Origin of the sequence: Paenibacillus amylolyticus (genome assembly GCF_051136285.1) — a bacterium.
GTDB lineage: Bacteria > Bacillota > Bacilli > Paenibacillales > Paenibacillaceae > Paenibacillus > Paenibacillus amylolyticus_F.
Genome location: NZ_CP194938.1, coordinates 6,435,407 through 6,461,032, shown reverse-complemented (window position 1 = coordinate 6,461,032; position 25,626 = coordinate 6,435,407). Strand labels below are relative to the sequence as shown.

26 protein-coding genes are annotated in these 25,626 nt (G+C 46.5%); 1 reads left to right on the top strand and 25 read right to left on the bottom strand.

The window, feature by feature from the left end:
- Nucleotides 1-654, top strand: a complete 654-nt coding sequence (locus ACR8BL_RS28235; RefSeq protein WP_434750597.1) for a methylthioribulose 1-phosphate dehydratase — start codon at nucleotides 1-3, stop codon at nucleotides 652-654.
- Nucleotides 655-795: 141 nt separating this feature from the next.
- Here ACR8BL_RS28235 and ACR8BL_RS28230 read toward each other — a convergent pair whose 3' ends face one another.
- The 25 genes from ACR8BL_RS28230 to ACR8BL_RS28110 all read right to left on the bottom strand — a co-directional run bounded on the left by ACR8BL_RS28230 (nucleotide 796) and on the right by ACR8BL_RS28110 (nucleotide 25,497).
- Entirely contained in the window at nucleotides 796-2,136 is a 1,341-nt protein-coding gene (locus ACR8BL_RS28230; protein ID WP_434750596.1) for a multi-tm2 domain protein, read from the bottom strand.
- Between the two features lie 28 nt (nucleotides 2,137-2,164).
- On the bottom strand, nucleotides 2,165-2,617 hold the full coding sequence (locus tag ACR8BL_RS28225; RefSeq protein ID WP_434750595.1) for a hypothetical protein: 453 nt from the start codon (nucleotides 2,615-2,617) through the stop codon (nucleotides 2,165-2,167).
- Entirely contained in the window at nucleotides 2,610-3,110 is a 501-nt protein-coding gene (locus ACR8BL_RS28220; protein WP_434750594.1) for an RNA polymerase sigma factor, read from the bottom strand. The genes ACR8BL_RS28225 and ACR8BL_RS28220 overlap by 8 nt, the downstream gene beginning before the upstream one ends.
- Nucleotides 3,111-3,295: 185 nt before the next feature.
- Nucleotides 3,296-4,021, bottom strand: coding sequence for a DnaD domain protein (locus ACR8BL_RS28215; RefSeq protein WP_434750593.1), 726 nt, complete (start codon nucleotides 4,019-4,021; stop codon nucleotides 3,296-3,298).
- Nucleotides 4,021-5,316, bottom strand: coding sequence for an asparagine--tRNA ligase (gene asnS / locus ACR8BL_RS28210; RefSeq protein WP_434752954.1), 1,296 nt, complete (start codon nucleotides 5,314-5,316; stop codon nucleotides 4,021-4,023). Before asnS ends, ACR8BL_RS28215 begins: the two co-directional genes overlap by 1 nt.
- Nucleotides 5,317-5,418: 102 nt before the next feature.
- On the bottom strand, nucleotides 5,419-6,624 hold the full coding sequence (locus ACR8BL_RS28205; RefSeq protein WP_434750592.1) for an acetate/propionate family kinase: 1,206 nt from the start codon (nucleotides 6,622-6,624) through the stop codon (nucleotides 5,419-5,421).
- Nucleotides 6,621-7,493 (bottom strand): 3-hydroxyacyl-CoA dehydrogenase family protein, encoded by an 873-nt coding sequence (locus ACR8BL_RS28200; protein WP_434750591.1) that lies wholly within the window; start codon nucleotides 7,491-7,493, stop codon nucleotides 6,621-6,623. The genes ACR8BL_RS28205 and ACR8BL_RS28200 overlap by 4 nt, the downstream gene beginning before the upstream one ends.
- 133 nt (nucleotides 7,494-7,626) lie before the next feature.
- On the bottom strand, nucleotides 7,627-9,129 hold the full coding sequence (locus ACR8BL_RS28195) for an AAA family ATPase (protein WP_434750590.1): 1,503 nt from the start codon (nucleotides 9,127-9,129) through the stop codon (nucleotides 7,627-7,629).
- Nucleotides 9,122-9,649, bottom strand: coding sequence for a hypothetical protein (locus ACR8BL_RS28190; protein ID WP_434750589.1), 528 nt, complete (start codon nucleotides 9,647-9,649; stop codon nucleotides 9,122-9,124). The genes ACR8BL_RS28195 and ACR8BL_RS28190 overlap by 8 nt, the downstream gene beginning before the upstream one ends.
- A gap of 334 nt (nucleotides 9,650-9,983) precedes the next feature.
- The gene (locus ACR8BL_RS28185; protein ID WP_434750588.1) at nucleotides 9,984-10,514 is read right to left on the bottom strand and encodes a DUF5590 domain-containing protein; all 531 of its coding nucleotides are present in this window, start codon (nucleotides 10,512-10,514) and stop codon (nucleotides 9,984-9,986) included.
- Nucleotides 10,515-10,559: 45 nt separating this feature from the next.
- Nucleotides 10,560-11,867, bottom strand: a complete 1,308-nt coding sequence (locus ACR8BL_RS28180) for an amidohydrolase (protein ID WP_434750587.1) — start codon at nucleotides 11,865-11,867, stop codon at nucleotides 10,560-10,562.
- On the bottom strand, nucleotides 11,851-12,507 hold the full coding sequence (locus ACR8BL_RS28175; protein ID WP_434750586.1) for a redox-sensing transcriptional repressor Rex: 657 nt from the start codon (nucleotides 12,505-12,507) through the stop codon (nucleotides 11,851-11,853). Before ACR8BL_RS28175 ends, ACR8BL_RS28180 begins: the two co-directional genes overlap by 17 nt.
- A 211-nt stretch (nucleotides 12,508-12,718) precedes the next feature.
- A complete protein-coding gene (gene dinG, locus ACR8BL_RS28170; RefSeq protein WP_434750585.1) occupies nucleotides 12,719-15,580 on the bottom strand; it encodes an ATP-dependent DNA helicase DinG in 2,862 nt (953 codons plus the stop codon).
- A 142-nt stretch (nucleotides 15,581-15,722) separates the two neighbouring features.
- Entirely contained in the window at nucleotides 15,723-16,337 is a 615-nt protein-coding gene (locus ACR8BL_RS28165) for a tetratricopeptide repeat protein (protein ID WP_434758300.1), read from the bottom strand.
- 126 nt (nucleotides 16,338-16,463) lie between these two features.
- Entirely contained in the window at nucleotides 16,464-16,847 is a 384-nt protein-coding gene (gene panD, locus ACR8BL_RS28160) for an aspartate 1-decarboxylase (RefSeq protein ID WP_184187323.1), read from the bottom strand.
- Nucleotides 16,840-17,694 (bottom strand): pantoate--beta-alanine ligase, encoded by an 855-nt coding sequence (gene panC / locus ACR8BL_RS28155; RefSeq protein ID WP_434752953.1) that lies wholly within the window; start codon nucleotides 17,692-17,694, stop codon nucleotides 16,840-16,842. Before panC ends, panD begins: the two co-directional genes overlap by 8 nt.
- A 47-nt stretch (nucleotides 17,695-17,741) precedes the next feature.
- A complete protein-coding gene (gene panB, locus ACR8BL_RS28150) occupies nucleotides 17,742-18,614 on the bottom strand; it encodes a 3-methyl-2-oxobutanoate hydroxymethyltransferase (protein WP_434750583.1) in 873 nt (290 codons plus the stop codon).
- A gap of 343 nt (nucleotides 18,615-18,957) precedes the next feature.
- Complete coding sequence (locus tag ACR8BL_RS28145; RefSeq protein WP_434750582.1) at nucleotides 18,958-19,935, bottom strand: biotin--[acetyl-CoA-carboxylase] ligase; 978 nt, start codon at nucleotides 19,933-19,935, stop codon at nucleotides 18,958-18,960.
- Entirely contained in the window at nucleotides 19,922-21,220 is a 1,299-nt protein-coding gene (locus tag ACR8BL_RS28140; RefSeq protein ID WP_434750581.1) for a CCA tRNA nucleotidyltransferase, read from the bottom strand. The genes ACR8BL_RS28145 and ACR8BL_RS28140 overlap by 14 nt, the downstream gene beginning before the upstream one ends.
- A gap of 44 nt (nucleotides 21,221-21,264) precedes the next feature.
- Nucleotides 21,265-22,425 (bottom strand): N-acetyl-alpha-D-glucosaminyl L-malate synthase BshA, encoded by a 1,161-nt coding sequence (gene bshA / locus ACR8BL_RS28135; RefSeq protein WP_434750580.1) that lies wholly within the window; start codon nucleotides 22,423-22,425, stop codon nucleotides 21,265-21,267.
- Between the two features lie 128 nt (nucleotides 22,426-22,553).
- Nucleotides 22,554-23,243: a bacillithiol biosynthesis deacetylase BshB1 gene (gene bshB1, locus ACR8BL_RS28130; protein ID WP_434750579.1), complete on the bottom strand. Its 690-nt coding sequence runs from the start codon at nucleotides 23,241-23,243 to the stop codon at nucleotides 22,554-22,556.
- Complete coding sequence (mgsA, locus tag ACR8BL_RS28125) at nucleotides 23,240-23,680, bottom strand: methylglyoxal synthase (RefSeq protein WP_434750578.1); 441 nt, start codon at nucleotides 23,678-23,680, stop codon at nucleotides 23,240-23,242. The genes bshB1 and mgsA overlap by 4 nt, the downstream gene beginning before the upstream one ends.
- Nucleotides 23,681-23,698: 18 nt before the next feature.
- A complete protein-coding gene (gene dapB, locus ACR8BL_RS28120; RefSeq protein ID WP_434750577.1) occupies nucleotides 23,699-24,502 on the bottom strand; it encodes a 4-hydroxy-tetrahydrodipicolinate reductase in 804 nt (267 codons plus the stop codon).
- Nucleotides 24,503-24,592: 90 nt separating this feature from the next.
- Nucleotides 24,593-25,117 carry a tetratricopeptide repeat protein gene (locus ACR8BL_RS28115; RefSeq protein ID WP_434750576.1) on the bottom strand — a complete coding sequence of 175 codons (525 nt, stop codon included), beginning with the start codon at nucleotides 25,115-25,117 and terminating at the stop codon, nucleotides 24,593-24,595.
- 50 nt (nucleotides 25,118-25,167) lie between these two features.
- Nucleotides 25,168-25,497 (bottom strand): nucleotide pyrophosphohydrolase, encoded by a 330-nt coding sequence (locus ACR8BL_RS28110; protein ID WP_434750575.1) that lies wholly within the window; start codon nucleotides 25,495-25,497, stop codon nucleotides 25,168-25,170.
- Nucleotides 25,498-25,626 lie beyond the last annotated feature (129 nt).

Below are 25,626 nucleotides of genomic sequence, written 5' to 3'. Positions count from 1 at the left end.
ATGGGTTTTGAAAAGATTACACTTGAACATAAACGCCAGGTTCTCGAAGAATTGGCCGATGTCAAAGCATTGTTTGCAAGCCGGAACTGGTTTCCGGGCACAAGCGGCAACCTGTCGATGCGGGTCGGTGAATTTGATCCGGAACAATTTTATTTTGCGGTAACGGCCTCAGGCAAAGACAAGTCTCTGCGCACGCCGGAAGATTTTCTTTTTGTCGATAAAGAAGGCAAAGCGATCGAAGCTACTTCGTTGAAACCAAGCGCCGAAACGCTGATTCACTGTGAAATCTATCGTTTGACGGGCTGCGGCGCAGTCTTCCATGTGCATACGGTATTTAACAATTTGATCAGCGAATTTTTCGGTGAGGAAGGTCATGTGCCGATTCAGGGCATTGAATTAATCAAAGCCTTTAACATTTGGGAAGAAAATGCCGCCATTCGTGTGCCCGTTCTGCCCAACTTCGCACATATCCCTTCCATCGCTGAACTGGTGCCAGATGTACTGGATGCCAGTGTTCCAGGAATTCTACTCCGTAACCACGGGATCTATGCGTGGGGTAAGGATGCTTTTGAAGCGAAACGTCATCTGGAAGCCTTTGAGTTTTTGTTTGAAGTGATGTACCGTCAGCTCTTGCTGAAAGGCGCACAAAAATAATAGCCCGTTTCTGACAGGGCAACACAGATCAATAAGCTTATACATTCGTTTATACTAATACAATAATTAGACATGAAAAAACACACCAACGGCTTTGGATCAGCCCTGGTGTGTTTTGCTTTAATACTGTTTCTTGTAAACTTATCCTCGTTTATCCCGATCCTTGAACAAAAAGAGACTTTCCAATTCCTCATCCTTCGTGCGATCCGTACTGGAAATCCCTGCTACAGCAGTAGACTCACGCTGTTTTCCAAGTAACAATCTCAAGCCACCGAAGATGAGTAAAAATGAAACAATAACCGTATTTAAATACGAACGAATCTCATATGTCAGGAACACATTCGGGAACATCTCGTTTAGTTGCGGGATAATCAAGCGAATCGTTAAATAATACAAACCGAGAGCGGCGATCCCGAATCCAATGAAACGTTGATATCGCACCCAGTCTTTGAAGATCGGCTGATCACTAAGCGGTTCACGTCCATACCGACTGGAGCACTGAAGTCCGTCGAAGAAGCTGTAGAACCAGATTAACGGAATCATAAACAGAAATACGGATAGGCGGAGCAAATCCAGAATGTAGATGCTGCCAAGGAACAGAAACATCAGCTGCAGGCCTCTTTTTTGTAATCCCAGATACATATGTCCTGCTCCCGGAAAAGCGGAGAGTAAGGTAGCCAGCACTTTGCTGCGTTTGCCCATAATTCGGCCTGTCTCCAACTCTTCAAATAACGTTCGATCCTGTAGCACTTCACCCGCCTGTTTCCGATGTACATGCTGTACGGCATCAAACATACAGTATACCCAGATCACGGGTAGAATGAGCAGAAACATCAGAAATACAGATTCGTTCGTAATGGCGGACACAAAAACCATCATGGCAAATGAACCAAAAAATGCGATCAAAAAGGACAAACCGCGATGAAGCAATCCGAGATGCAGATGTCCAAGACCAGGAACAAACGAAAGCAGAATCGTGAAAAACCGTTCCCCTTCACTGCCCTTTCGATACATAGGCGGATGCCCTGCATAGGCTGTGCTACCGGGATATCCAGCATATTCATGCTGAGTCTCAGCACCCTGATGATGAATGTCATCCTCACTTCTCGGTTCCATTGGTTCTTGCTGTCTAACATAACCCTCTCGATAGGTAGAACCTTGAGGATGTCCAGGAGGATGTCCATAATACATACCTTGTCCGTGGTAATGTGTCTCTCGGACGGGAGGTGCAGAGAGCAGCACAATGATCATGTCGAGCATACTGAGACACCAGACAAAGATCCCCCCTACTAATCCAATGACTAATAAGTCTTTGTCACCGACCAAATAAGCCAACATGAAAAAACCAATGCCCGTACCAAAAAATAATAACGGGTAGACTACAGCCCGAACAGTTCGTCGCCAATAGAGGAACCCGAGCCCGGGAAACAGGTTTAATAAAAATGCAAGTAATTTATTTCGATCTGAATGCACAGTCGTCATCCTTTCTATTCAGGCCATGTGAAACCAATCAAGGTTTGGGTTTGAAGTTATCAAGCCATGAGGTAGCTGCTTCAGTCCATTTCTCAGTAAATGAGCCTGTAGTGTTACCTTCCTGGAATTTATGATAAGGGGCGACCTTGTCAAACAATCCGGAAGAGAGAAAAATCAATGTCAGACAGGCAGCTACGGTGTAGTGAAATGCTCTATGCTCAAACCATCGGCGGCTCCGTCCCCCTCGAGAGTTACGTGCGTTGCCCTTGGACGCCGAACCATCAATTCGGTTCATCACGGAATTGGTAAAGTCATTCGAATTCGGTAATACAGGGTATTCTCGCGCCATCCCCAATGCTTCAAGGTATCCATCCATCGCATCAGGTTCAGTCAGTAGAACCTGCTCCATCTGAATCACCTGATCTCCACGAACTCGGCCTTCGATATAGTCCATCCATTCCTGAACGGTATACACCTCTTTTTTACTCACGCCACTCCTCCTCCTTCCAATGATTTCGAATCCACTGTCTAGCCCGATATAACCTTGATTCTACTGTTTTTACAGCCACCTGAGCCTCATGGGCAATTTGTTCATAGTTTTTCTCGCTCAGATAATACGCAGTAATAATATCACGGTGCTGAGCAGGCAACTGATTAATTCGTTCACGAAGTTTCTCCTGTCGTTCTTCACGAATGACATGGGTTAGAACGTCTTCATCCCGTCCCGGCAGATTCACGATATGGTCTTCTCCACCCAGATCTTCAGCACTTCTTCTACCCAGCTTGCGTTTGGCATCAATGGCTTTATGAAAAGCAATTCGTGTTATCCATGTTTTGAAGCCTTCGGATCGGTAATCGGGGAGAGATTTATAAATCTGTATGAACGCCTCCTGGGCAGCATCCTGGGCATCCTGATCATTACGTAAGACAGAATACGCAACATGATAGACGTGTTGACTGTATTTGTCGATCAGAACACGCATCTGGGATGCATCCCCTTGACGGATTTGTTCGATTACGAGCGCTTCGTCAATAACTCTCCCCTCCTCTCCACTTCATTAGACGACGACTGGTCAACTGACCCCTGCATTTTTATCAAACTTTTATTATAAATAGATGAACACCAAAAAAAAACAGGCACAGAATGACTTCTGGCCTGTTTAATCCATTAACGTCCGCCATTACGGAAACGTTGCGTATACGCTTTGGCGTCCTGCACATTTTTAACACGATTCCTGCTCCACTCCAGCAAGATTCGATCAATGTATCTGAAATGCACTTTCCCTGCAAAAACAGCTTCCTTCAAAGCCATCAGAATCAACTCTTCCTGATAGCGATCCTGATCCAGCCAGCTGGATATCGTCTCACACTCCATCGGCGAGAGAGGCCGGCCAAATTCTTTTTCAAAAATAGAGAACATATTCCGCTCTTCCTCTTCTTTTTGAACACTGTTCGAATCTGGACGTGAAGCGTTGCTTTTTTGTTGTTCAGACCGGATATGGGCTGCTTCTTCTGCAGTACACATGGCAAGCTTGGCATACAAGCCGTGCAGGTCATACCGTTCATACTGAATATCCCGCTCTTCGTCCCGATGCTCATCTATGGTAATATAACCATCTCTCATCAGACGCTGCAGCATTCTGGCAATACCTTCGGGAGCAAGTCCCATCCGGGTTGCAAGCTCTTCAAGAGTTGGGAATTCATTGAATTCTGCCTGACGGAACCCCAGCAACTGAATTAGAAGCAATACCTCTGAATCGGATAAACCCAGCTGATGATAAAAACGCAATAAGGCATACGGCAATTGAGCTGTACCTGCGGCCATACCATAGGCTGCTCCACTTAACCATGCTTTGGAGGACATGTCTTCCATATATTCTTTTCCGTTCAACATTAAGGATACAGACGATAGAGCATACGAGGGAATGCAATGGTCTCACGAACATGGTCAAGTCCACAGATCCAAGCTACCGTGCGCTCCAATCCCAGACCGAAACCGGAGTGAGGAACCGATCCATATTTACGCAGATCCAGGTACCACTGGTACGCTTCATCTGAAAGGTTATGCTCTTCAAAGCGCTGTTGCATCAGTTCCGGATCATCAATACGCTGTGACCCACCAATAATCTCCCCATAACCTTCCGGTGCAATCATATCGGCACATAGAACAACCTCTGGACGATTTGGATCTGGTTTCATATAAAATGCTTTGATTCCAGCCGGATAGTGCGTAATAAATACAGGTGTATTATACTTTTCGGCAATCGCTGTTTCATGTGGTGCGCCGAAATCTTCTCCCCAAGGAATGTCAAAGCCTTGTCCGTTCAAGAACTCAATCGCTTCGTCATACGTAATGCGCGGGAATGGAGCAGTAATGCCCTCCAGTTTGGATACATCACGTCCGATAGATTCCAGTTCAGCACGGCAATTTTTCACCACGGATTGAACCACATGTGCAATGAATTTCTCTTGTACGCGCAAGCTTTCCTCGTGATCAACAAATGCCATCTCCGGTTCGATCATCCAGAACTCAATCAGGTGACGACGTGTTTTGGATTTTTCTGCACGGAATGTTGGACCGAAGGAGTACACTTTACCCAGTGCCATCGCTGCGGCTTCCATATATAGTTGTCCACTTTGCGTCAGATACGCATCCTCGTCAAAATATTTGATATGGAACAAGTTGGTTGTTCCTTCCGCAGATGAAGGAGTCAAAATCGGCGGGTCCACCTGCGTGAATCCGTTACCATCAAAAAATTGCTGAACGGCGCGGATAATCTCTGCACGAATCACCATTATGGCGCGTTGCTTCGTGGAACGAAGCCACAGATGACGATGATCCATCAAGAAATCAACACCGTGCTCTTTCGGTGTAATCGGATAGTTTTCAGTGAGATGAATGATTTGAACCCCTGTAACGGTCATCTCAAATCCAGATGTACTACGCGGCTCTTCACGAATAATACCTGTAACGTAGACAGAACTTTCTTGCGTCAAGCTTTTTGCATCATTCCAAATGTCTTCGCTCACTTCACTCTTTACAACAACACCTTGAATATATCCCGTTCCATCGCGCAGCTGCAAAAACTGAATTTTACCGCTGGAGCGTTTGTTATTAATCCAGGCGCCGATAGTTACCGTCTCACCCACATGCTCGTTCACATTACGAATTACACAATTCGTATCCATGTCCACATCTCCCCTTGGTTCCATAAATTTGAAAATGCAGCGGACAGGTGTAACCCTGCCCTCTGCACTTCCTTGTCATCTTGTATTTACTTTACAGTTAGATTACTTAGAATTCAATACGATTCGATGTGTATCACGTGCAATAACCAATTCTTCATTCGTAGGCACTACAAGAACGTCCACTTTTGAATTCTCGGTTGTGATACGGCGAGGTTCACCCGAACGGATTGCATTCAATGCATCATCCAGTTCAACACCAAGGTATGTCAGTTGCTCACACACTTTTTGACGAAGAACAACGGAGTTTTCACCTACACCTGCAGTAAATACGATCACGTCTACACCGTTCATTGCCGCAGCATACGAACCGATGTATTTACGTAAACGGTATTCGTACATTTCAAAAGCAAGCGTTGAGTTCGGCTCGCCTTTCTCCATACCTTCCGTAATTTCACGCATATCACTGCTGATCCCGGAGATTGCCAGAAGTCCACTGTGTTTGTTCAGCATGGAGTTCACTTCACTTACACTCAGTTCTTCTTTGTTCATTACATAAGGCACGATAGCTGGATCAAGGTCACCACTGCGTGTTCCCATCATCAACCCTTCAAGTGGCGTCATTCCCATCGATGTATCTACAGATACGCCACCTTTAACTGCCGTCACACTACCACCGTTACCTACATGGCAAGTGATGATTTTCAAGTCTTCTAACGGACGACCAAGATACTCAGCTGCCGCTTTACTTACATAATCATGCGATGTTCCGTGTGCACCGTAACGACGTACTTTGTATTTTTTGTAGAGTACACGTGGAATAGCATACAGATAAGCATGTTCAGGCATCGTTTGGTGGAAAGCTGTATCAAACACCATCACCTGAGGCACACCTGGCATATTCAATTCAGCCGCACGGATACCCATCATTGCTGCCGGGTTATGAAGCGGAGCAAGGTCGAACAAACGACGAATTTCCGCTTTTGCTGCGTCGTCCACCAGCGAAGATTCTTTAAATGCTTCACCGCCGTGTACTACACGGTGACCTACAGCCTGAATTTCGCTAACGGAAGCAACCACACCATGTTCTTTATCCGTCAGAAGATCAATGACTTTACGGATTGCGGTGGTATGTTCCAAAATCTCGCTTACTTCCGTCACTTCCTCACGGCCGGTCGGTTTATGCGTCAGAATGGAGGAATCCATCCCGATTCGCTCTACCAAACCTTTCGCAAGCACCGATTCATCTTCCATATTATACAATTGATATTTAAGCGAGGAACTCCCCGCATTAATTACGAGTATATTCACAGCCGGTCACCATCCTTGTCGTACTTGAAGAATCCTTCTCCTGATTTCACGCCCAGATGACCTGCACGCACCATTTTCTTCAGGACAATTGAAGGACGATATTTCAGTTCTCCGAATTCACGGAACATTCTTTCGAGTGCTGCTTCAACAGAGTCAAGTCCGAAACGGTCGGCCATTTCGAGCGGTCCATGCTGGAAGTTATAACCGATACGCATTGCATCATCGATATCCTCAGCAGAAGCTACACCTTCTTGCAGGACGTGCAGCGCTTCGTTGATCAGAAGGCAGATCAGACGGGAGGTTACAAATCCCGGAGATTCATAAATCATAACGCCTTTTTTGTCTACAACTTCTTCAACAAAGCGGCGAGTTTCTTCGAATGTAGTATCCGACGTTTTTAGTCCGCGAATAATCTCTACAAGATCAACCCGGGATACCGGGTGAATAAAGTGCATACCAATAACACGCTCCGGGTACTTGGTCGAGCTTGCAAGCTCGGTCAAACTCAGCGTGGACGTATTACTTGCCAGAATAACATTGCTTGGACATACTTGATCCAATTGATTAAAGACTGCTTTTTTAGCTTCCAGATCTTCCGAAATCGTCTCAATAACCATATCGCAAGAGCCGAGTTCAGCCAAATGTCCAACTTTGGTAATTCGGGAGAGAATCAATTTCTTCTCCGCTTTGGTAATGGCCCATTTCTCCAGTTGTTTATCCAAGTTCGTCTCAATCATGTCATATGCATGATCCAGCTTTTTAGTGGTATGTTCCACCAGAAGCACATCAAGTCCTTTGGCTGCAAGCATCTGGGAAATTCCTTGCCCCATCGTACCGCCGCCGACAACTCCTATTTTTTTGAAAAACATGGTTCTGCTCCATCCTTTCGGTTCTCTATTTCTCTATTGTACCCTGTTCGCCGAAAATTACAAATTTCGACCCAACAACTAATAATATCTTAGCACGACTGAAATGTAAAAAAAAATAACCAGCATAAAGAAATTATGCTGGTAAACGTGCACTGTCACGAAATTGACAACGAAATTGTTCTCCCGATAGAACTTCCTCACGTATCAGGATGTCGAGTGAATTGTCGAATATTGTCCGTTGCTCCTCAAGTCGACGTTTCGTCTGCTCCATCAGTTCCTGAAGGATGACTTTATTTTCTCGCATCAGCTCTTCGGTAGTCACCATATCCATATTCACGATCCCTAGTGATGTCAAACCGGAAGACATCATCGTCTGAACGACGTTGGTTGCCTGTTCAAAGTCATTGCGCGAACCTGTGGAACGACCGCCATAATACATCTCCTCAGCCGCTGCACCGCCGAGTGCAATCATAATTTGCTCCTCCAGGAATCGTTTCGTATATAGAAACTGTTCCTGTTGCGGGTTATGACGAACATAGCCGAGTGCCTGTCCACGTGGACTAAGCGCAACCTGACTTACACTTCCCGGGCGTACAAGCTCTGCCATGATGGCATGTCCCAATTCGTGAATGGCGACCCTTTTCTTTTCCTCCACGCTCGACTCACGATCCGTTTTCTCACCCATCATCACTTTATCAATCGCAAGAGATAAGTGACGTTGTTCAATGGTAAGCAATCCCTCACGCATAGCATAGATTGCTGCTTCGTTCATGACACTTTCCAACTGCGCACCTGAGAATCCGTAGGACTCTTCCGCCGTTTTTTCCAGACTCACTTCCTGTGTCAAAGGTTTGTTGACGGCGTGCAGCTCCAGAATGTGTTTTCTGCCCTTTTTGTCAGGCAAATCCACCTGAATATGACGGTCAAAGCGCCCCGGACGGGTCAACGCACTATCCAGCATCTCTTTGCGGTTAGTGGCCGCGATAATCAATATTCTCGGGGTTTCAGAAGTATATATTCCATCCATTTCGGTCAGCAACTGATTTAAGGTCTGATCATACTCTCGCTGCTGCCCGCCTTCACGTTTACCGCCGATCACATCAATCTCATCGATAAAAATGATAGCATTTTCTTTGTTTTCCTTCGCAGCCCGTGCCCTGGCATCCTTAAACAAGTCTCGAATTCTGCTGGCACCTACACCCACATACATTTCAACAAACTCACTGCCTGATGCAGCTACGAAAACCGAATCGGTGTAGTGGGCAGCCGCTTTGGCCATGAGCGTTTTGCCTGTTCCCGGAGGACCCGTGAGCAAAATCCCTTTGAGCGGGCGAATCCCAAACTTCTTTATTTCTTCATGGCGGATCAGAAAGTCCAGTGCTTCTCTTAACTCTTGCTTGGCACTATCCTGACCTCCAATTTCTTCAAAGGTTAGTTTCGAAGGTCCATTTTTCTTTCGTTTACGTTCTTGTCCAGCCCCTACAGTGATTCCTCCGCGCATCTGCATCATGAATAACAGACCACCAACGAGCAATGCAGCGATCAGAATCGGAACAATATTCACACCAATAAAAGCAAGAAAAATGATTACAACTGGAACAACTCCTATGGCTGCTTCTTTTGTCCATTTAGGCATTAGGCCACACTCCTATCTGACCGGGTACACGCGGCAGTATAATGAACTTGCTGGCATCTCCGTCTCTCAGACTTACGTAAACATTGTTGTCATCCATTGCTGTGTTCACTTGAATACCTCCCGTTGCCATCTTCGACAACGTCGGTGTAATCTCGGCATATTGTTTGTTCTCCATGGCTTGCGCTACCGTAAACATGGCATCACCCCACCAGTTTTCAAGCGCTTCATTGGAGTGATCGATGACTTCCAATCTGAGCGCACGGGAGCCGATCAGATTCTGACCTTCCCTATGAATATATTGCACGAGTCTACCTAAATCTACATTGGGCTTCAAATCAAGTTTCATTTGCACGTCATTGCGGTTAATAGTTAACTGAACGCTGTTGACTCCTTCGTACTTCGTAACCATCTTTTCAATCGGACTCTGGACGGCTACTTGACGATATATGAACCAACCTCCAAACAACAGGACGGCAGAAACAACGGCAGTTAGAACAATAGGCAATACTTTCAGCTTCAAATGAATTACCCCTCCCAAAATGAGCCCATCCTCGTTCTACAGGCTTATATATATTAGTTGTACATCATTCTCTGCAACGTTCATTGCAGATTTGTTTGCGTTTTTCGTTAACATCAGTACATATCTGAGTATATCACATCGTATATACAATATCGAAGGTGAAAATATGAATAAATTATTAATTTTAACTATTTAATTCTCATTCCATGGTTGGAATGCCAAAAAAACCGGTTCAGGCGGTTCCCCGTCTGCCGGTTTTTCTTGATTTTATCGTTGCCATCTTGCCATGTGTTGAGCCGTAACCGTCCAATGACCGCCGCCGAAGATAGAAAAACTAGCTGTTCGGTAACGTATACACCAAATCTACTTGCTCTCCATTACTGAAACGGTAAAAACGATAATAGTTGTGCGTATCATCGTTATAGTACACTTGCCATACGTAAATATTATTCACGACACCTGGCATGATCCGTTTGATCTCACCACCAGGCACGTCAGAGCTGAAACGATTGCGAATCTGCGTCTCGGACATCCCGTTCTGCAATAGTTCGCTGTGCACCCCTGCAGCCCCTTTGACGGGTTGGTTGTTGTTATCAAACTTAACCCACACCATGAGATCCTGATTGTCTTTGTTTTTGGCTAACATTGTCCAATAGATGTTGTCAGCATCACTCTTTTCGCCCCACACGTACTTTCGCAGTTCATCAGGCGATGTAACGCCAAGTTCAGTCTGCGCCGCCTGAATAGCCAATGCTTCTTCCTTACGTTGATCCTGCGTGACGTAGACGTAATATCGCTGAAGTCCAAACAAGATCAGAACGAGAATGAGCAGCGATATCCATATCCACTTCTTTTTTTTCTTCAAGAGTTGAACTTCCTTTCCCTAAAAACTGCCCATGGCAGCTGCTTCTTAACGCGCAAGCAATTGATCAAAGGCCAACTGGGATTCCCGCAAAATACGCTCTTCATCCATTGTCAGACATTCACCATGTTTCACGACTTGTTTCCCGTCTACCCATACATGTTCCACATCTTTAGCTGATGCCGAATAAATCGCATGTGATATGAGGTCTGTATGCGGATAAAAATGAGCCTGTTCAATATTTAGAGCAATAAAATCAGCCTTTTTACCAACTTGCAAAGCTCCAGTATCGTTCAGGAAGATGGACTTCGCACCGTAAGCTGTTCCAAGAAGCAACGCTTCCCCAGCAGGAACGGCGGTTGGATCACCGGATACTCCTTTATGGATTAAAGCTGCAAGTCTCATTTCCTCAAACATATCCAGATTGTTATTGCTTGCCGGTCCGTCTGTTCCCAGGGAGACGGTAACTCCTGCTTTCAACAATGCAGGAACACGGGCTACACCCGATGCAAGCTTCAAATTACTACCCGGATTATGGGATACAGCGACATCATGACGTGCCAAAATCTCGATCTCTTCATCGTTCAGATGCACAGCATGCGCTACGAGTGAAGGACGTGAGAAAAAGCCATGTTTCTCCAGATGCGCCACAGGACGCAGGCCGTAATCGGTCACATTCTGCTCCACTTCACGTAATGTCTCAGACATGTGCGTGTGAAGTGGCAGGTTTAAATCATGTGCAACCTGTACAAGCTTCTCTATGTAATCTGGAGGGCATGTGTAAGGTGCGTGTGGGGAGATCACGGTTGTGATGCGTCCATCCGCCTGTCCATTCCATTCACGTGCAAATGCAGCCGACTCTTCCAGCTTGCGCATCTGCTCTTCTTCAGAGCAAAGTCCAATCACGCCGCGAGCCAGCGCAGCCCTTGCCCCGGACTGTTCAACCACTTTAGCTACCTGATCCATGTGGTCATACATATCCAGGAAAGCTGTCGTTCCGCCTTTCAGCATCTCAAGCACGGAAAGGGATGCGCCCCAATAGACGTCTTCTGAAGTCATCTTTGCTTCCATTGGCCACATTTTTTCTTGTAACCATACTTGAAGTGCCAGATCATCTCCATGACCCCGGAGCAGTGACATGGCCGCATGACCATGCGTATTGATCAGACCCGGCAGGAAGAGCAGTCCTTTTCCATCCACTTTGGTCAGGTTCTCGTCTCCATCCGGCAGCGTCTCACCAATATGCACAATCTTGTCATTCTCAACAACCATATATCCTTGAACCACGTTCCAGTCTGCACCTTCATTTACAGCGAATTTACCATTGTGAATCACCCATCTATTCGTTGTTGTCATCGTGCTCTTCTTCCTTTCCATTTTCCAAATAATAAGCCAAACTGAGCAAATCTGTTGTAAAATCAGCGTGATGAATGCGAACATGCGAAGGTGTTTTTAGAATCGTTGGCGCAAAATTCAAGATTGCCTCAATTCCCGAATCAATCAGCTGGTCAGCAACGTTCTGTGCTTCTATGTCCGGCACCGTAATGATACCGATGCGAATGTTATCTTTCTGTACAGCTTCCGCAAGCTCCTCCATCGGTTGAACCGTAAGACTGTTAATCTTACTGCCGATCTTCGGACCAAAGGCATCAAAAATAGCGACAATCTTCATATTGTCCTTCAGATATGCATTGTAGTTGGATAACGCTTGTCCGAGATTACCGGCTCCCACCAGAGCTACATTAATTTGCTGATCGATTTTTAGAATGTGACGAATCTTCTCAATCAAGTAAGAGACGTCATACCCGATCCCTTTGCGGCCAAAATCCCCGAAATAAGCCAAATCTTTGCGAATCTGAGCCGGGTTCAGATCCAGCCGCTGTCCGAGCTCTTGCGAGGAAACCGTTGTCACCTCACGCTGAACCAACTCGTTCAAATAACGTAAATATACAGGCAGACGCCGCACTACCGCTTCTGATATTTTATCCGATTTCATTCTTGCTCCCCCTTACCATTACCACGATAAAATAGAATAAATATTGAAAAGATGAGCATTCTGTATACATGTAAAATCCATGCATCATTCCTCATACAGAATGCCCGTATTGTTGGGATTATAAGTTCATATATGCGCTGCCTTCTCGAAGTCTCCTTCGAGTTTAACGCCATGGTGAAGTACAATGCAATGTTGTAGCTTACAAAAATCGTTAATTTTGCTTCTCGGCAGGTCGATCCAGCCATTCGGCAATGCGCGGAACCATCTGTTCAGTGAGCATATGTTCCATTTTGGGTCCCGGCAATGAATACAGGAAGTACTTTCCGTAATAAGCCTCAATCACTCGTGTATCATACACAATGACGATACCGCGATCCTTCCCCGTCCGAACAAGCCGACCGAATCCCTGCTTGAAGCGAATGACCGCCTGTGGCACAGACAGCTTCATAAATGGATTTTTCTTCTGTTCTTGCAACAACTCACTCTTCGCTTCCAGAAGCGGATGGTTAGGAGGCTGGAAAGGCAGTCTCACAATCGCAAGACAGGTCAGCGCTTCACCCGGAATATCCACACCTTCCCAGAAACTGCTCGTACCCAGCAGAACAGCAGCTTTGGCATCCTGGAATCGGCGGGTCAGCTTGGAGCGATTGCCGCTGTCCACACCCTGCCCCAGTAGCGAGATGTCATTACCGGACAAGGCCTCCTTCAAGGGTTCGTACACCTGGCGAAGCATTTTATAGGAAGTAAATAGCACCATCATGCGCCCTTGTGTTGCAATGGCCGTCTCGGCAAGAGACTGCACCAGCATCTGTACAAAGTGTGCATCTCCTACACTGCCTTTCAGACTTGGAAAATCACGCGGGATCACCAACAATGCCTGTTCGCGATAATTGAAGGGAGAAGGCAGCATTGAAGTCAGAAGCCGATTATTATCCGCGGCTTCTTGCAAGCCAAGCTGCTCAATCATGAACTGGAACGACTTATCGACCGATAGCGTAGCCGATGTAAGTACAACGCTTTTCTTTTTATCAAAAAACATCTCTTTCAGTTGTGCACTTACATCTACCGGAACTGCATACAACTGAAGGGACTTGCTGCGGAATTGACCGCTCGCCTCCATCCAGTACACCGTCTTGGCGTCATCCATACGCATGAAGAACCTTAAATTCTCCTTCATTGTCGTCAGATCTTTCAAAAGTCCGGTGATATCCGTAATCAGACTGTCGGACTGATAATCGTCCTGATCCTCTTTTACTTCAAGCAGCAATTTATCCCCTTTGCGAACCAAATCACCCAAGGTCACATAAATCTGGTTCTCCAGCTCCTGTAGATCCTGCCATTTCGCAGGCTTCTGTGAAGCTTTGATCCGTAGCGAGAATTGTCCCGTTTCACCTGGAGAAGCATCACTCCGTTCAGGTAACAGAGCAAACAGAGCATCGCTCAGCCGATCCCACATTTCCTTCACCTCAACGGCAAGCGGAAACATCTGATCTACCATTGAACCCCACTGTACCGCATTTTCATGCCCGGATAGCTGGGAGCGAAGCATCGGCAGTTGACCATTGCGGCTGTCTTTAAACAAACGTGTCAGTGTGTGTACGAGTGTAAAGTACTTCATATGAAGACCCAAATGTTTACCCGCAACATCCTCCAGATGATGTGCCTCATCAATAACCAGACTTTCGTATGCCGGCAATAACTGATGGGCAGCCTTCACATCGGTAAACAGCTTGGAGTGATTAGTAATGACGATGTCAGATAGGCCTGCCTCATGTTTGGCTCGATGATAGAAGCACTTGCGGAACCACGGACAAGATCTACCCAGACAGGACTCAGACTCACTCTGTACCGTTTCCCAGAAGTCTCCTCCGCGTGCGCTAAGGTTCAGTTCTTCATCATCACCTGTTTCCGTTTGTGTAAGCCATACAATCATCTGTGCTGCCGTGAAGTAATCCTCTTTTGGCGTAGCAAATTCACGTTTGTTGATTTTGTGTTCGAATTTGCGTAGACACAGGTAATGACCTCTACCTTTGAAGACAGCAGCCTTGAACGGAAATGGAACGACCTGCGTCAGCATCGGAATATCCCGTTCACGCAGTTGTTCCTGCAAGTTAATGGTATGAGTACTCACCATCACCTTCTGCTCCTGTTTTACACTTTCATAAATAGCGGGCAACAAGTATCCAAGTGATTTCCCTGTTCCCGTTCCGGCTTCCAGCAAAAGGTGCTTCTCTTCGTCCAGCGCCTGCCGCACGCTGCCAAACATCTGTGTCTGTGCTTCACGCTCTTCATAATGATCCAGCGTTTCTTTGAGGTTGGCTCGCACTTGATCCATGAACTGATCAAAGCTCACACCGTCCAGCGGATTCGCTTCTCTCTCATCACGAGGTGCTCCAATTTCCGTCCAATCGCTGACATTCAGTGCGAGCTGGCGGTAATACGTATGACCATCAAGGTCTTGAATCGGTTCAGCTTCCTTCTCCGCTCGCAGCCCGTCAAAAAACCAGCCCAGATCACTGTCCTCTGGTGCAAACAGATCGCTAAGGCGCTGAATTGTAATTAACGGTAGTTCTCTCAGTTCATCCAGACATTTAAGCAACACATGAGCTGTAGCCAGTGCATCACTGTCTGCCTGGTGGGGGCGGTCGTGCTCAAATCCGAATTCAGACGAGACATACCCGAGCTGGTATGAACCCAGCGACGGAAAGGTGATTTTTAAGAAGTCAATGGTATCCAGAATGCGGCCTGTAAACGGTAAATATCCGCAACGGTCGAGCGCATTCTGCAAAAAATGAAAATCAAATGCAACGTTATGGCCCACCAAAACCACATCGTCAAGCAGCGGCACCATCTCCATCATCATCTCTTCAAGAGAGGGAGCATCTGCGACATCTTCTTCTGTAATACCAGTCAAGCCCGTAATAAATGGCGGAATCGGTACACCCGGATTTACATAAGAACTATATATTTGAGTTATGCTGTAATCATGGTCTATGATGGCAAGTCCGGCCTGAATAATCTCACCGTCGGACTGCGTGCCGGTTGTTTCGAAATCCAAAACGGCAAATTTCATTGCAATATACGATCCCTTCCATTCCAGTCTATGTTACAGCATAGCAAAAAAAAGGACATTTGAAAATTAACTGACAAAAAAGCGGTGTTTCCGCCGCTATGCCAAAGGAGGAAACACCGTTCTTTTGCTGCCAAATGTCCATTTAATTCAGGGCAATTAGCTGGTTTGCATATTGCAGTTTACCTCTGTTCAACCTGCAAGCTTCCATATTGTACAGAGGTTCGGTCAACGTTGGGTCGTACTGAAGAGCCTGTGCAAACAGAGAACAAGCTGCTTCGGGATTGGAAAGCTTCGCCTGAATGCAGCCCAGAGCGTTACACACAAGGCCTTTGAGTCTTGTTGATCCCTTAAGTAGCATAATCTGCTGTAAATGGGTTTCAGACTCGTACATCTGCTCCAGACTTAAGTGAGCGAGTGCCAGATAAAAGCGGGCTAAAGCGCTATCCGGGTAGTCGTTCACCACTCGTGAGAATTGATCAATGGCTTGTGGATACATCTGAAGTTTGAAGTATCCTTGCCCGCGGCTGAAATATTCCAGATGAAGTTCAGGCAGAGCTGTCACCGCTTCTTGCTCCGGTTCAAGGGAACCCGGTTTTTCGAGTTCCCGTTCCCGGATCTGACTCATCTTTTCTTCAAACATCAGCCATTCATCCAGCATCCCGTCACTCATGCGTTTGAGCAGACTCCATTTCTGTTGCAGCTCCTGTTTGTTCAGACCTTCAGCGGAAGGATAGCTCTTGATAATTTCATCTAACATGTCGTTCATTTCGGCGAAAACATGCTGGAACATCGATGCATCCCCACCCTTGGAAAAATGAATTAGTGCAGTGACCTGTACTCATTTTTTGCTGGATGGGCCGATTTCATTCTCCTTCCCAGTCGATTACAAGATCGTGGCGTGAACTTCCTTTTTCATGGTCTGAACCGGTTTGTTCTGACCATCCACAAACACCACCGTTGGTTGATGTGTATTCGCTTCTTCCTGAGACATCATGGCGTAGGAAATGATAATCACCGTATCTCCAGGCTGTACAAGACGTGCCGCTGCACCGTTAAGACAGATGACTCCGCTGCCACGAGGACCTGGGATCACATAAGTTTCAAGCCGTGCACCATTGTTGTTGTTCACAATTTGTACTTTTTCGTTTTCCATCAAATCCGATGTTTCCATCAGATCTTCGTCAATGGTAATGCTACCCACATAGTTTAAGTTGGCTTCTGTTACGGTAGCGCGATGGATTTTGGATTTCATCAGTGTTCTAAACATGGGACAGCACCTCCAATTTTTGAATACGTATATTGTCAATCAATCTTGTTTTTCCAAATTTCACAGCCAGCGCGATCAGCAGATCGTCATATGCCTTTATATCCTCATGATCTGCAAGTCGCTCCAAGCTTGGAAAAGCCTGAATCTCTGCATAATCAATGATTGCATGCGCGGAGTTGCCAATATGTTCTCGCAACAAACGCCGAATATCATCCGCTGTAACGGCTGTCCCTGCTTCTGCTGCTTCTTGTGCCGCACGCAGTGCCTGAGACAAGACCAGAGCCTCCTGGCGCAGTTCTGTGCTCAGATAGACATTGCGTGAGCTGAGAGCCAAACCGTCCTGCTCCCGAACGATGGGACAAGGTACAATCTCAACAGGCATATTCAGATCATTCACCATTTGCTGAATGACAGCTACCTGCTGCGCATCCTTCATGCCAAAAAAGGCTTTCTGCGGTTGCACCATGTTAAACAGCTTGGAAACCACAGTAGTTACCCCGTTAAAATGTCCCGGCCGGGATGCACCACATAAACGCTCTGTGATCCCGGATACGGTGACTGTGGTTTGTGTCGGCTGTGGATACATCTCCTCGACGGAGGGAATAAATACGATATCCACTCCTTCAGCACGAGCCGTTTCAACATCCCGTTTCTCATCCCGTGGATAACTTTCAAAATCTTCGTTCGGGCCGAACTGAATCGGATTAACAAAGATACTTAGTACAACGATGTGACTCTGTTGTCTCGCTGCCTGCATCAGGCTGGCATGGCCTTGATGCAGGTATCCCATGGTTGGCACCAATCCTACCACAGCGTCTTCGGAATGGATAGTTTGGTTTCTGCGCATCAGGCTTAATTCCTGTCTTAACTCTGTGATCGTGCGTATGACTTTCATCAGCGAATTTCCACCTTTTCTTTACGTTGTCCATACAACCCATCCAATACACCATCGGCTGCACTGAAGACATGTTCTTCGGCCGGGAAGGAGCGATCCTTCACTTCTTTTACAAAAGATTCGATACTGCTGCGAATCAAACTTCCTACATCACCATACGTTTTAACAAAACGTTTCGGTGTGTAAGGAGAAGCATATTGAACGACATCATGGAAAACGAGCACTTGACCGTCACATCCCCGTCCTGCTCCAATGCCAATGGTCGGGATCGACAATTCCTTCGAGATCGCTTCGGCTACTTCTTCGGTTACGAGTTCAAGCACAATGCCAAACGCCCCCGCTGCTTCAAGCGCTTTGGCTTCATCCATCAGACGTTTTGCATCTGCTGCATCCTTGCCTTGAATCCGATACCCTCCGATCTGATTCACCGATTGTGGGGTCAGTCCAATATGTCCAAGCACAGGTACACCTGCTTGAACTACCGCCTTGACCGTCTCCGCGATTTCAACGCCGCCTTCCATTTTGACCGCATGTGCATGGCCTTCCTGCATAAGCCGGCGCACACCTTTCAATGTTTCATCAATGCTGCCGTGATACGTCATAAAAGGCATATCTGTAACGATAAATGTATGTTCAGCACCACGTACAACCGAGCGAGTGTGGTAAACCATATCATCAATTGTGACTGGCAAGGTTGAGTTGTAACCCAATACGACGTTTCCCAGTGAATCTCCCACCAAAATCATGTCAATGCCAGCTTCTTCTGCGAGCAGAGCAGTCGGATAGTCATAAGCTGTAATCATGCTGAGCGGAATGCCATCCTGTTTGTATTTTTTCATCTTCACAATGTTTAATGCTTGTTTGTTTGCCATTAGTCTTGTACCCCTCTCACCTTTTCAATTAAACGCAACAAAAAAAACCTTTTAGTTTCCCACTAAAAAGTCCCGAAAAGTCAAAAAAGAGTCACTTGCGATCGTCCCTTCTGTCTCGGTCCTCTTCGGCTCAGAGCAGAATCCAACAACACATTTGTGCTTATTCCATTGTTTCTTGATCTTGTTGTCTGCCTGCGTAAACGCATTAAGCAGAACAAAGGTTACTTCTCTCCGGAGTGCAGCTCGGTATATAACCCGATACCGCCTCACGAACACAGTATACCAAAGTTCTGCTCAAACTTCACGTCTAATGTTTCATAACCGGTGAACATTCGACAAAATGTCAGCTTTTCCAGCTCACTTCACCGGAAATAACGAGTTTACGTTCTCCATCCTGTGTCTCAACCACCAGCGCTCCTGAAGAGTCCAGCCCCACAGCGATTCCCTCAATGACGCCATGAGGATTCGTGACAGTAACCTGCCGATTCGGCGATACGGACAATGCTTCCCATAGTGACGAAATGACTCCAAATCCTTCTTTTTGATATAAAAAATAGAGATGCTCCATTTCCGTCAAAATCGCGGCTGCCAGCCCTGTCCGATCAACCGTCTGTCCTGTTTCTATCTGGATCGAAGTGGCGATTTGCTTCAAATCTTCAGGGTAATCCTGGAGATCAAAGTTCACATCTACACCAATGCCCGCAATGCAATATCGAACCTCATGATCCTCCACCGCAGATTCAAGCAAAATACCGCATATTTTGCGTCCATCAATCAACAGGTCATTGGGCCATTTGATGCCAGCCTCTGCACCTGTATAAGCTCGAATGGCACGACATACAGCCACACCAGTCAGAAGGGTAAGCTGGGGCGTGTGCTGCAAGGGTAATTCCGGGCGCAGCAGTACGCTCATCCAAATGCCCTTCCCAGGAGGAGAGAACCATTTTCGGCCGAAACGACCTCTGCCCCCTGTCTGTTCTTCTGCGAAGACAACCGTTCCTTCCCCCTCGCCCTCTTCAGCTAGCTTGAGAACATCAGCCTGTGTAGATGAAGTTGAGGTCAGCATAATCGCTTTTCGTCCAAAGGTTTTGCTCTTCAGTGCCAGTTGTAGAGCTGTCCCATCGATACTTTCCGGCTTGGTGATCAGACGATATCCTTTGCGGGAAACCGCTTCAAACTCATATCCCATGTCCCGTAGTTTATTGACATGTTTCCATACCGCGGTTCGGCTGATGGACAGATGCCGGCTAATTTCCTCGCCTGACACAAACTGTCCTTCGGCATGAAGCAACATATGTAATAAGTCCTCATGCTTGGTCATTCGCAGCCACCCGTTTCACTTCAGCACGTAATGTTTCATGCTGATTCATTATATTTCCAATCGCCGTTTCCCTGAGCAGATGTTTCATGAGCTGCCCAAGCCAAGGTCCACCCTTGCGCTCCACCAGCTGCAACACCTGTTCACCGGTGATTTCGAGTTCTTTTATTTCGTGTACTGGCATGGATTGACTCCAGCCTGCAGCGTGAGTTTGAACCTTACGCATCCGTGCATGTACCTCTTCCGAACCGTCACGCCAATGTTTCGTTAATTGCTCTTGCAGCAACAGCCAGTCGTTGGCAGCTTGAGCGCCACAAGTCAGCACCGTAACAATCCAGCTTTCCCGCAACATTCGTTCATTCTCGCACTGCACTACAAAATCGGTCACCAACTGCTCCACCTGAAGTACGCCTGTAATACGAACACGTTGTTCATTGGAAAAGGTCCACTGTCGCAATAACTTGTCAGCTTCTTCCCGGTTGTATCCGCCAGCTAGCAAAACACATGACCAGCGCAGCAATACATGCTCCCCTGACAAAAGCTGCAAACCAACCAGCAGCTCCTTATTGAATCTGGAGGAATCCACTGGAGCTTTGACATACTCCAGCGCCTGACTGCGGAACAACAATTCTAATCCCTTGAGCGGATGAGGTCCCGCCATCATTTTCACCATCTCGGTACGAACCCGTTCCATAGCGATATGTTGAAGTAATTCTCGTTGATTAACCAGACCTCTCCAGGTATGGTGTGCAATCCTGAAATCAAAGACGGAAGCGAACCTTACACAGCGCAGCATACGTAACGCATCCTCGCCAAAGCGCTCAACTGCCAAACCTACACAGCGCACAAGCCCTTGCTTAATATCCTTTTGTCCACCAAAAGGATCTACAATTACTCCATTTACGTCCATTGCCAGAGCATTCATAGTGAAATCACGCCGTTGCAAGTCTTCCTTGATATCCTGCACAAATTGAACGGCTGCTGGTCTGCGATTATCCTGATACTCCGATTCTGTCCGAAAGGTCGTTACTTCAAAATAATAACCCCCCGAGCGAACCGTTACCGTCCCATGCTGTAATCCCGTAGGAATACAATCATCAAATAAGGCCATGACTTGCTCCGGTGAAGCAGAGGTCGTAATATCCATGTCATCCACGGCACGACCCAGCATTTCATCACGGACACATCCACCAACCCAATAGGCTTCGAACCCGTGTTCATTTAATCGATGGAGTACATTCTCACTTTGTTTTGCCATTTCAGCCTCGGCTTGTGTCCATTGAACCACCACATATCACCTCTTTTCTTACCTGCTGTGGTTCATTCCCTAAATTATCCGCAAACTGGATTCAGACTGGGGATCTCTCTTCCAAGCACACGATAATAGATCTGTTCATATTGCTGACGGATGGAGTCATTGCAGAAATCATGGTGCGCACGATGAAGACAGGCCTCCCGGAGATCGGCAGCCAGACGCTCATTAGTCAGCAGACGAATTGCATTCTCAGCCATAGAATTTGTATCCCCAATTGGCGAGAGGAATCCTGTTTTCCCATGTAAAACAAGCTCCGGAATACCACCCGCCTGCGAACCAATCGTAGGTACACCACATGCCATCGCCTCAAGTGCTACGAGACCAAAACTTTCTTTTTCGGACGGAAGCATTAAAATGTCCGCCATAGATATCACATGAGCGATATCATCCTGTTTGCCCAGGAAATGGACCTTTTCACTCAAGCCCAATTCTTTAATTTTACATTGAATTTTGGGTAAGTCTGGGCCTTCGCCCACAAACAACAGCTTCGCAGGTACCTGTTCCTGAACTTGACGAAATACTTCCACAACGTCTTGCGTTCGTTTAACTGGACGAAAGTTAGAGATATGCATCAGTATTTTTTCATTCGGTGCAGCAAAATCACGACGCAAACTTGCCGAATCTCTTGGATAATACACACGCTTATCTATAAAATTATAGGTCAGGTCAATCGGGCGCCGGATGTCTAATAGTTCAACCGTTTCACGAATCAAATCTTGGGATACCGCTGTAACTGCATCACTCTCATTGATCGCAAGGCGAATCAGGTCTTTCAAGGTTTCATCCTGAGCCAGTACCGTAATATCCGTTCCATGCAGGGTCGTAACTACTTTAAGATTGTCTCCGACCATCTGTTTAGCGAGAAATGCACACACCGCATGCGGAACTGCATAATGTACGTGCAACAGATCAAGCTGTTGTGCCTTCGCTACCTGTGCCATTTTGGTTGCCAAAGACAGGTCATAAGGAGGATAACGAAACACGTAATAATCGTTAACCTCTACTTCATGATAAAAAATGTTCTTCTGAAACTTTCCTAATCTGAAAGGAATGCTGTTCGCAATAAAATGAACCTGATGTCCTTGTTCGGCCAACAATTTGCCGAGTTCCGTTGCGACAACCCCGGATCCTCCGAGAGACGGATAACAGGTGATTCCGATTTTTAGCTTTTGATCCATCCGGTTGGACGCTCCTTTGATCTCCCGCATATTGCAGGTTGATATCATGCAACGGAAATAGATTGATGCTATGATCCGTTTATGTGTTATTACATAGCTTTATTTATATATTCAGATGTTAATTTGGTTTAGACGCCAAACTGTTTCACTACATAAGGTGTTATCGTTGCAAATCCTTCTGCAAATGGAATTAAGCTACGCTGTCCAAGCAAGGAATCACGTGCCCTCACCCGTTCGATATAACCTTGATTCAGCGGTGTAGATACAATGCCTTCGCCCTGCTCGAACTGAGAACGGTAGCAGCGAAGGGATGTTTCTTTTTGTTCATAGTGTTCCGTTATATCTACAATCAAATCCGTAGGACCGATATCGTTAATAAAGTAAAAATAAGTTTCCTTCACTTGCACTGCGGGCATGTCCGGCATATAATTTCGAAGCTTCGCATTAAACACTGCTTCCTGCACAAGTTTACTGCACATAATATGATCGGGATGACGATCCTCCCAATACGGTGCAAAAACGATTCGTGGTGCATGTCTGCGGATCTCAGCAGTAACCGCTTGTACATGTTCTGGTGTAACATAGAGTCCACGGTCAGGTAATCCGAGATTTGTTCGACACGAAAGACCGAGGACGCGTGAGGCTTGCTCCGCTTCCTCGGTTCTGCGCTCCACGGTGCCATTGGAGGACATCTCCGCACGAGTCAGGTCACATACACCTACCTTTAACCCGGCAGCCGTATGTTTCGCAATCGTTCCAGCCATACCAATCTCGGCATCGTCTGCATGTGCACCGAAGATAAGAATATCCAGACTCATTGAGAGTCACCTGTATTCAATCCCGCTTCTGGCTTGTACTTATGTACTAATTCCCTCCAAGCAAAATCACCACGATCAAGGGCTTTTACCAGAATCTCGGCTGTTGCAATATTAGTAGCCAGCGGAATTCCCTGCACATCACACAGGCGAAGCAGTGCATTAATGTCTGGTTCGTGCGGCTGTGCCATTAACGGGTCACGTAAGAAAATGATCAGATCCATCTCATTTTGTGCAACCAGTGCTCCAATCTGCTGGTCGCCTCCAAGCGGTCCAGATTCAAAACGATGAATCTGCAGAGATGTGCCTTCCATAATACGGAGACCTGTCGTACCCGTGGAATACAATTGATGGTCTGTAAACACAGGCTCATACGCGGTAACGAAGTTTACCATTTCTTCTTTTTTACGATCATGGGCAATAAATGCGATTTTCAACATGACAATCTTCAATCTCCTTTAGTCGATAAAGTGGTCAAAGCCGTAAACGAGTCCTGTATATTCCATCACCTTTTGTACACCGATCTTGACTCCGGGCATATAACCAGCACGCTCATATGAATCATGGCGAATCTTCAGCGACTGTCCGTAATCACCAAATACCACTTCCTGTTGTGCAAAAACACCTGGCAAACGCACACTGTGGATGCGGAATCCATTATAGTATCCACCACGCGATCCCTCAATCGTTTCTTCTTCGTTCGGATTACCTTGACGAATCTCCTCACGATTGGCTGCAATGAGTTCAGCTGTTTTGATTGCTGTTCCTGAAGGGGCATCCAGCTTCTGATCACCGTGGTATTCGATAATCTCCACGTTAGGCATATGTTTGGCTGCCTGTGCTGCAAACCGCATCATCAGGATTGCCCCGATCGAGAAATTAGGCGCGATCAACCCGCCGATGCCTTTCTCCTGGCATTGCTTGTCCAGCTGTTCAATCTGCTCCGGCGTGAAGCCGGTAACACCCATGACAGGTCTCACGCCATGACGGATCGCAATCTCTGTATGAGCAAGGGCGAATTGAGGTACTGTAAAATCAACCATGACCTGCGGTTTGGTCTCAGCAAACGCCATCTCGATATCATCTGTTACCAGTACCCCACACTCTGGCAGTCCTACAAGTGTTCCTGCATCCGTGCCTGCTCCGGAGCGGTTAACAGCGGCTGCAAGCTCCAGATCCGGATCCTGCAGTACCAGTTTCACAACTTCTCGACCCATCCGTCCAGCCGCTCCGATCACGGCAACTCTTATCACTTCACTCATCTTGGCTGCATCTCCTTCACTGTGTTAGTTCTTCTAATCGTCTTAACCCACACTTTCATCCATTCCGCATTGCTTAGCGGTGATGACTACTTACTGCATGGATTTCAAACGTTGCTTCGTTTGTTGTAACATCTGATACAGCTGCCCATTCAGTGGATCAAGCAAAATCGCGTCCTGTAACGTCTGAAGAGCTCCTTCATATTCATTCAGATCACTGTAAGCCAGCGCCAGCATCACATGTGCTTCCACAGACAATGGGTCCAACCTGATTGCTTCTTTAAGAAGCAACGAAGCTTCAACATACGGCTTAGGAGTCTCCTTTGCTGCCTGTTCAAGCAGTACTTTGGCCTTAACTGTCAATTGCTTCGACTCGAGTGTCTGCAGATGCAGCACATATTCTTCGGCATCTTCGGATAGTTCTACTGCCTTGCGAGCATATTCCAGCGCAGGAAGCAGATGTTTGCTTCGCGCGTGTGTGATGGAACAGCGATAATATAACTCGGCATGTTCCGGGTGAGCATGAATAGCTGCTTCGAACCAGCGAATGGCCTGCTCAAAATCATTTTGCAATATACAGCGGTAAGCCTGCTGCATATAATCCTCCGGTTTCATCATCAAGCTGACCCTCCCCGTGCGGGTGATGGTACAGCATATGTAATCTACGCCTAATCGGTGTTTTTTGGAGTCCACCGATTTGCGTCGCGGGTATTAAATTTATGCATGACTTTATCATGCGCCTCAGCCAAATCAATACCGAGCGAGTTTGCGAAACATATGGTGATAAATAAAATATCACCAAGCTCAAGTTCAATAGAATTGTCAGCTTCAGAGGCTTTCTTCGGTTTCTCTCCGAATTCGTGATTCACTTCACGGGCAAGCTCTCCAACCTCTTCAGACATCCGGGCCAGCATGGCCAGAGGACTGAAATATCCCTCTTTAAACTGGGAAATATAGAGGTCAACCTCACGCTGCATTTCCGCCATACTTTTCTCCATGAGAGCAGGTTCTCCTTCTATTCTGATGTCGTGTTTGTTCCTAATAATATCAGTTATTGAAGTTTACTTCCACCCATCATATAGCACAAATCATTTTAATATCCGGTACAAATCATTTTTAAAGATGAT

Excerpts from the sequence above, each read along its gene's own strand:
- ACR8BL_RS28235 (WP_434750597.1), top strand. The coding sequence starts at position 1 with ATGGGTTTTGAAAAGATTACACTTGAACATAAACGCCAGGTTCTCGAA.
- ACR8BL_RS28230 (WP_434750596.1), bottom strand. The coding sequence starts at position 2,136 with ATGACGACTGTGCATTCAGATCGAAATAAATTACTTGCATTTTTATTA.
- ACR8BL_RS28220 (WP_434750594.1), bottom strand. The coding sequence starts at position 3,110 with ATGCGTGTTCTGATCGACAAATACAGTCAACACGTCTATCATGTTGCG.
- ACR8BL_RS28215 (WP_434750593.1), bottom strand. The coding sequence starts at position 4,021 with ATGTTGAACGGAAAAGAATATATGGAAGACATGTCCTCCAAAGCATGG.
- asnS (WP_434752954.1), bottom strand. The coding sequence starts at position 5,316 with ATGGATACGAATTGTGTAATTCGTAATGTGAACGAGCATGTGGGTGAG.
- ACR8BL_RS28200 (WP_434750591.1), bottom strand. The coding sequence starts at position 7,493 with ATGTTTTTCAAAAAAATAGGAGTTGTCGGCGGCGGTACGATGGGGCAA.
- ACR8BL_RS28195 (WP_434750590.1), bottom strand. The coding sequence starts at position 9,129 with ATGCCTAAATGGACAAAAGAAGCAGCCATAGGAGTTGTTCCAGTTGTA.
- ACR8BL_RS28180 (WP_434750587.1), bottom strand. The coding sequence starts at position 11,867 with ATGACAACAACGAATAGATGGGTGATTCACAATGGTAAATTCGCTGTA.
- ACR8BL_RS28175 (WP_434750586.1), bottom strand. The coding sequence starts at position 12,507 with ATGAAATCGGATAAAATATCAGAAGCGGTAGTGCGGCGTCTGCCTGTA.
- dinG (WP_434750585.1), bottom strand. The coding sequence starts at position 15,580 with ATGAAATTTGCCGTTTTGGATTTCGAAACAACCGGCACGCAGTCCGAC.
- ACR8BL_RS28165 (WP_434758300.1), bottom strand. The coding sequence starts at position 16,337 with ATGTTAGATGAAATTATCAAGAGCTATCCTTCCGCTGAAGGTCTGAAC.
- panD (WP_184187323.1), bottom strand. The coding sequence starts at position 16,847 with ATGTTTAGAACACTGATGAAATCCAAAATCCATCGCGCTACCGTAACA.
- panC (WP_434752953.1), bottom strand. The coding sequence starts at position 17,694 with ATGCGCAGAAACCAAACTATCCATTCCGAAGACGCTGTGGTAGGATTG.
- panB (WP_434750583.1), bottom strand. The coding sequence starts at position 18,614 with ATGGCAAACAAACAAGCATTAAACATTGTGAAGATGAAAAAATACAAA.
- ACR8BL_RS28145 (WP_434750582.1), bottom strand. The coding sequence starts at position 19,935 with ATGACCAAGCATGAGGACTTATTACATATGTTGCTTCATGCCGAAGGA.
- bshA (WP_434750580.1), bottom strand. The coding sequence starts at position 22,425 with ATGGATCAAAAGCTAAAAATCGGAATCACCTGTTATCCGTCTCTCGGA.
- bshB1 (WP_434750579.1), bottom strand. The coding sequence starts at position 23,243 with ATGAGTCTGGATATTCTTATCTTCGGTGCACATGCAGACGATGCCGAG.
- mgsA (WP_434750578.1), bottom strand. The coding sequence starts at position 23,680 with ATGTTGAAAATCGCATTTATTGCCCATGATCGTAAAAAAGAAGAAATG.
- dapB (WP_434750577.1), bottom strand. The coding sequence starts at position 24,502 with ATGAGTGAAGTGATAAGAGTTGCCGTGATCGGAGCGGCTGGACGGATG.
- ACR8BL_RS28115 (WP_434750576.1), bottom strand. The coding sequence starts at position 25,117 with ATGATGAAACCGGAGGATTATATGCAGCAGGCTTACCGCTGTATATTG.
- ACR8BL_RS28110 (WP_434750575.1), bottom strand. The coding sequence starts at position 25,497 with ATGGAGAAAAGTATGGCGGAAATGCAGCGTGAGGTTGACCTCTATATT.